Below are 6688 nucleotides of genomic sequence, written 5' to 3'. Positions count from 1 at the left end.
AGGTTGAAAAGTACACTCGGAACGTAGGTGCGAGCTTCGTGCGCAATGATGATTACTGGGGACCGAAGGCGCTGCCGGCGAGGACAGAATTCATCTTCTTCGCCGATATCCAGCCGCAAATCCTCGCGCTACAGGCCGGACAAGTCGACGTTGTCGCCGCGTTTCCCGCGTTCTCCGGCGTAGCGTTGCTGAACGACCCGACAATCAACATCATCAGCTTAAAATCCAGCGCGCATGCGGCCGTCCAAATGCACTGCGAAATGGCCCCTTTCAATGATCCGCGTATTCGCCAGGCGATCGCGCTGTGTTTGGATCGCGAGAAGCTCGTGAAAGGCCTGATGAAGGGCCGCGCGACAATTGGCAACGACAATCCCTTCACCCCGCTCTATCCCTCGACCGACCCGACGGTGCCGCAACGCAACCAGGACATCGGCAAGGCGAAAGAGCTGATGAAAGCAGCAGGGATGGAGAAAGGCTTCCAGGTCACGCTGACGGCTCCGCAGTTCTTTGAGATCCCCGGCTACGCCCAGCTCATCCAGAGCTGGGTAAAGGAGATCGGCATTGACCTCAATCTCAACGTCATGGATCGGAGCACTTTTTATGGGGATGCGACCCCCGGTAAATCCAGCTGGCTCGACGCGGCGATCAAGATAGCCGACTACGGTCATCGCGGCGTGCCGAACGCCTACCTTACATTTCTGACGAGCAGCGGCACCTGGAATGCGTCGCATTTCAAGAGCCAGGAATATGACATGATGGTCAAGGGCTACTTCGCCGCGCTCGATCTTGATGCGCAGCGGGTGGCTGCAGGTAAAATCCAGCGGCTGCTGCTTCAAGAATCGCCAGAGCTCTACGGATATTTCTACGACCACTTAACTGCAACCAAAAAAGGCGTCGTCGGCGTGCAGCCGACGGGCTTGCACCAGTTGTTCCTGCAGGATGCCGGAAAGACATAACACCGGTTCGATTGGCAACCAGGAGTGTCTCCGTCACCATCGCTGGCTAGCTCGCGATCCGATGCACTAACGGATGACGGGGTCCCGCGATCTCTAGGTCGGCCTTCTGTAGCGGCGACTCCCGCAGGAGTCGCCGCGTAATGTCGCCCGGCTAGTCATATCAAAAGCAATTGAACTCGCCACGATAGCGTTCATGGCCGAGCCATATATTGGCGGCTAGAGAGCGCGTCTGTCTACCCGAGGACCGACCGATATGACCACGCGATCATCGACGCATGCGCCGTTCCGGGCGCCTGCGCGCCAGTAAGCATGGACTACCTGTTCATCGGCAGTCGTCTGCAGACGACGATTAGATGAACATGTTAACCAAACTCCCGTGCGTGCGGGTCTCGTTAAAGGATAAGACCAGGATCCGTCTTGTCGTCGAGTGGCCAAATAGGGCGGTGAACGCGCGTATATGGCCACTTGCGGGCGTCGCCGCTCAAGAGTCCGTCGCCGTCAATATAGACTACCTTTTTGGCAATAGGACCGTAGGCCGCCCTGAAGTGGTTGCTTGATTTGACGACTACAATCTTTTTCGCGAGCGGATCAATGCCGACGTTCCTGAAGAGCTCGAGCCCGAAAGCTTGCGTCCTATTGCAACTCAGGACGATATCGATGTCGCCCACGCGCACCGCGGCGCAGTCTCCAAGCCGCCATCGGCTCGTACCCAAGCTCTGCCAGCAATCACGCTTAAGCCCAACGACGGTCGCCATGGCATCAATCGGTGCGCCGGATGAAGGTCCGATCTTGCCGCCGATACGCAGCGGGAACACGGCGCCCTCACCGGCGTCGAAGCAGAGCCGAACTGCGATCGGGTCCCATATGGGCCCAAACGCGGCGTTCTCGACGTCCCGCTCGATGAGGCGACGCAGAATCGTCGTGTTATCAGAAGGCGCGCCACCACCCGCGTTGTCCGCACGATCGGCGATAACGACTGGCGCGTCTTCGAATGCAATAGCGGCGTCTATGCCGTCCTCTACGGAATAAAATTGTGGCATAGTCTTCCCGCGCATCGAGACAAGATCGCTGCCGAGCTCGGTGGCTAGCGCGTCGCCCTTCGCTTTGTCGTTGTCCATAACGACAAGGATACGGCTTCCAAGTTCCGGCACGTCGGCATAATCAAAGCCATGGCAGATGGAGATCGAGAGTACGCCGTCCTTGCCCTCCATTCCCTTAATTCGATCCACGAAGGCGCGCATGACCGGCTGGGTCGTGTGATAACCTTGGATCTGGCGACAATCGTACAGCGACATAACGGGCTTTACCTGCCCGCGCAGTGTCTTCAAGACGATGTCGACAACATCCTCAGCACGCTCCACCGTGTCGATATGAGGATATTCCTTAAACAGAACGATGACGTCGGCCAGCTTCACGCGCTGCGTCGTAAGATGGCAATGTGGATCAAGCGTCACGCCGATGATGCATTGTGGTCCGACGAGGGTGCGCACCTGCTGCAATATGTCGCCTTCAACGTCGTCATAGCCGTGCGCCATCATGGCCCCATGAAGACCCAGCAGCACTCCGTCAACGGGCATCGCCGCCTTGAGCTGGCCTAGGATCTCATCGCGCATGAACTCGTAGTCGCGCTGGTTGGTACGGCCGGCGGGCTGGGCGAAAAAGCAACTCCCCTCGATCAGTATGAAGTCCTCGGCAGCTGCCCTACGACGGGCGACCCAAAGCGGCTCTGTGAACATGGGCGGCTCGTCTTGAGGATATTCGCCGGGCCGCAGGAACGTGCCTTCTTTGAAAGCATAGAGGCTCGTCGGGATGGGAGAGAAAGTATTCGTTTCCGTAGCGATCGTGGCGGCGAACAAGCGCATCGAGAAACTCTCCTGTTCTTATTGGAATAGACGTTTTTTGGATGGCGTAAAAAGTTGAACGTATCACGGGTTCATTGTGCACATCACACCAATCGCGCGCTCCTCTGAGCTCGCTAGGTACACAGAATGGGCCAACCGGGAAGATCCACGGAGCTCACATTTTTCATCTGGAGCCGGAGCCAAGGTATTCCCAAGAGCGGATCGGACGGAAAGATCACCATTCTTACTCGTCTAACCCAATACCAAACTAGACGAGTTTAGCCGCTACTGTTTTGGCGGGTCCCAGTGGTTAGCAATGCCTCGTGTGCCTCTATTGTAGCGACATGACAGTATTGATTAGCGCAATACTCCCCCGTGAACGCCGAAATTCCGCGTCTGAAGGGAATTTTTGATGAATTTCATCGGCTGATTGCCGGTCTATTGGAATGATACGGCAGTCGGTCCCTTCTGACGCTTCTCCTGAGCCGACTGTAAGATCAGATTTTTGGTATGCGGCTATGGGAGAGAACTCGCACAAACCGGCGCCATTCGCTTCTGGAGGCTTCATGACTGCGCGCCAATCTTCAAATGAGGCTCCGATGAGTACAAAAGCTTTCGGGACCCAACTTCAACGGCATCGATATATCGATGCAGAGTTCATTCTGCGGTCGAGGTTTCCCAAATAGTTCGATCGAGAAGCATAGACGCAGACGATCGCCGGACAACCAAGTGTCTGCTTCAGGTGTAAGTTCAAACAGTCCATTCGACGGTTACCTGCGTTGTGGAGATGCGAGTCAGTGATCGATGTTCGAAAAAGCAAGCAACAGGTGAGTTAGAGTCATGAGGAGCACGATCGTTCTTGGCGCCGGAGTAGTGGGCGTGGCAACAGCCCTACATTTGCAACAGCGGGGCTGGTCAGTTACGCTCCTCGATCGCACAGTGCCAGGCCAGGAGACGAGCTATGGCAATGCGGGGATCATTCAAAGCGAGGCGTTGCGACCGTACCCGATGCCGCGGGAGTGGCGCGAACTCGCGAATATCCTCGCTGGGCGCACCAACGACGTGCGGTTTCGTCTCGCAGCGCTTCCGTATCATCTTGGCCCGCTGTTTCGCTATTGGTGGCACTCGTTTCCTGCGCGACACGCGCGCATCTCGGCGGCTTATGCGCAAATCATTGCCTGCGCAACCCGGGAGCACGAGCATCTGATCCGCGAGTCCGGGGCCGGCAATCTCGTCCGCCGCAACGGATTTCGGACATTTCATCGCGCGCAGAAGAGTCTTGATGCGGAAGCCGCGGCGGCTGAGGCCTTGCGGTCGCTTTATGACGTGCAGTTTAAAGTCATGGGCCCCCACGATCTGAAGCAGGCTGAACCCGCACTCGCCGATAGTGGGGCTGGCGGATTACATTGGCTAGAGCCGTGGACAGCATCCGATCCTGGCGCGCTGGTTTCGGCCTACGCCAATCTTTTCACGCGCTCAGGCGGACACGTGCTTCGTGGAGATGCGCAAAGCTTGTCCGAAACTGCCAGTTGCGGCTGGTCTGTTGCTACGGAGGATGGCCGAATCGAAGCTGAAACAGCGGTCATTGCGCTTGGACCATGGTCGCCGGACTTATTGAAGCGATTCGGCTATCACTTTCCAATGGTCCGAAAACGCGGCTACCATCGTCATTATGCGGGTGGTGGGTCGCTCGACTTGCCCCTGTACGATGCGGCTAGCGGGTATGTTTTGGCGCCAATGACCAGAGGCATGCGCATCACCACAGGCGTCGAACTTGCTGCGCCCGACGGCAAGCCAGACCTCGCGCAGCTTACGCAGGCGGAGCAAGCCGCGCGCAAGCTGATTGAGCTTGGCAAACCCGTCGATCCGGAGCCATGGATTGGCACGCGGCCGTGCATGCCTGACATGCTGCCTGTCGTCGGCCAAGCTTCGCGTCATCGCGGCCTCTGGCTACATTTTGGACATGGTCACCAAGGTTTTACGCTAGGTCCAACAACGGGTCGTCTCCTCGCCGAGATGATGAACAATGAGACGCCCATTGTTGATCCAGTTCCTTATCGCGCCGAGCGTTACTGACGGGCAACTCTAGGCAAGGGGTCGCTTCCGCTGTGTAAAAGCGGCTCTAGATTTTTGCTGTTCCGGCGCGCGCGAGATGGTGACCGAGCCGTTATCATCCGAAGCAATTTTCCAGTTCTGTGCATCAGGTTCAGCAAGATTGATCATGGGGTCCGGCCGAGCCATCCCCTCGGAGCCGCCGTCGCTCGCTTGCCCAAAGCGAAGCGCGGCGAGCGACTGGCGGCGGAGAGGGTGGCGTGCATCCCATTGGTGAGCCCGAGCATCGATCAGGCAGCCCGGCGGAGCGCCTCCTTTTTGTGCTCCTTGAGTCAGATTGCGATGGTCCTCAAGCCGGAAACCTCGTGGCGCTCGACGATCAGCGCCCGCACCAACCTTAAACAGCTTTCGGCATTGGGGAAGATTCGTACCACATAGATCTCCGCGTTGAGACGCTCCAGAATCTTGGTCGAATTCGCGTGCTTGCGGTGCGCCAGCGGAAGGCGGAAGTAGGTGAGCGTCTCGTCGATGTTCTCTTCGACCCCAGCCGGTGAGCTTGGGCTACTTGCCGCCCTATTGGCGGAGCTAGGCGGCCAGATCGCGCCGCACCTCTGCGAGGCGCACCGGTCGTACATCCAGCGCAGCTCAAGCAGGCAATCGTCACCGAACTTGCGCGGCATGTAGTCGAGCGCATTGCGCAGGAAGTGCACATGACAGCGTGCTCCAACAGCTCGGTCGAGAAGCACCCCTGGCGGTCCTGCGGCACCTTCAGCTCGATCTTGCCAATCCGGGTGATCAGCGAACGCGTGTAGGCTGTGCTTCGGAGCTTCCCTTTGTACGCCTCCGCCATCTAGGCTTCGAGAATGTCCTGCACCGCCCCTGGATCAGCGGCTTCAGGAACTCCTTGTCGGCGCGTCGGGGGATCCCTGCGTTTCATCGCAAGTGTTGGATCGAATGAGCAGTTAGGAAGGCGATGGAAAACTGCACTCAATACGACTTAATTGTCAAAAGCCTGCGCTTTACTGGGACATTTTGTTGCAAATCGACACGCTTATGCGTGTCATATGTTTAGAACAGTAGCCCGGGGATTGGCGCTTCGCGACGAGCGAGGGTGGGCGATGGCGGATGTGGGACTGAAATGGTTGAAGGAGTCGAGATGGCCGGTTCGGATACACGGCAGGTTCTTGCGGCAGGGGAGAGCGTGGCGAGACGTGTCAAGTCCACTCGATAATAGCGGCTTCGCTCACGACGTCGTTCGATCGGGAGGCATCGTTCATCATTGTCTATACGATAATAATTGCCAACAGCCGGCTTGATGACCGAGTCCACCGCCGAGATGGAGCTACTCGCCGGTGATGCAGCTAATCTTTGTTAGAGAAGCTCCGCTCGAAGAAATGGCGCGTGAACACAATCAAGCGGGGCGGACTTGATTAGCAACGTGGACAGTCGCATCGCGGCGGAGATTTAAAAGACGCTTCACCTGAAGCTATGGCAACTTCCCTCCCGTCGATCGGGGAGTCTTTGCGCGCTAAGTGCTAAGTAACGTGTCATAGCGATGGATGGGTATGAAATTGCTCTCTGTCCTTCTGGTGCTGGACCTCGAGCTCGATCGCGGGAACTAACATTAACACCCTGAGAGGCGATGTGCCGAGCGTGGCTAATCCACGTTCGGAAAAGAGGAGGAGCTTCCATGAGACGAAACGTTGGCCTACTGGACACTCTTCGCGCCGGCCTCACACCGATCGAGAACCATTTAATTGATGGTTACGTCGATGGCCGCGTGAATCGCCGCGAGTTTTTGCGGCATGGCAGCGTTCTTGGCTTGTCGCTGCCCTTCCT

The 6688-nt window shown here is 57.4% G+C and carries 3 protein-coding genes and 2 pseudogenes; 2 read left to right on the top strand and 3 right to left on the bottom strand.

Annotated elements, in window-relative coordinates; translation table 11 throughout:
• Positions 1-956: ABC transporter substrate-binding protein (locus SO139_RS45100; RefSeq protein ID WP_498542067.1), on the top strand; the 956-nt coding region annotated here is incomplete at its 5' end.
• 392 nt (positions 957-1348) lie between these two features.
• On the opposite strand, the gene SO139_RS45095 is transcribed toward SO139_RS45100, so the two are convergent.
• Entirely contained in the window at positions 1349-2818 is a 1470-nt protein-coding gene (locus tag SO139_RS45095; protein ID WP_498542066.1) for a M81 family metallopeptidase, read from the bottom strand.
• 819 nt (positions 2819-3637) lie between these two features.
• Between SO139_RS45095 and SO139_RS45090 the strand changes: the two genes are divergently transcribed.
• Positions 3638-4873, top strand: a complete 1236-nt coding sequence (locus SO139_RS45090) for an NAD(P)/FAD-dependent oxidoreductase (RefSeq protein WP_498542065.1) — start codon at positions 3638-3640, stop codon at positions 4871-4873.
• Between the two features lie 308 nt (positions 4874-5181).
• Here SO139_RS45090 and SO139_RS45085 read toward each other — a convergent pair.
• Together SO139_RS45085 and SO139_RS45080 are read right to left on the bottom strand one after the other, a co-directional pair.
• Positions 5182-5574, bottom strand: a pseudogene (locus SO139_RS45085) (transposase); the annotation flags it as partial.
• A 51-nt stretch (positions 5575-5625) separates the two neighbouring features.
• Positions 5626-5699 (bottom strand): annotated as a pseudogene (locus SO139_RS45080) (hypothetical protein); the annotation flags it as partial.
• Between the last annotated feature and the right edge of the window lie 989 nt (positions 5700-6688).

The sequence above is a fragment of the Bradyrhizobium sp. UFLA05-89 genome, assembly GCF_059803475.1.
The sequence above is the reverse complement of the archived record's forward strand: the minus strand, read 5'-3'. Positions and strand labels throughout refer to the sequence as shown.

Excerpts from the sequence above, each read along its gene's own strand:
- SO139_RS45095 (WP_498542066.1), bottom strand. The coding sequence starts at position 2,818 with ATGCGCTTGTTCGCCGCCACGATCGCTACGGAAACGAATACTTTCTCT.
- SO139_RS45090 (WP_498542065.1), top strand. The coding sequence starts at position 3,638 with ATGAGGAGCACGATCGTTCTTGGCGCCGGAGTAGTGGGCGTGGCAACA.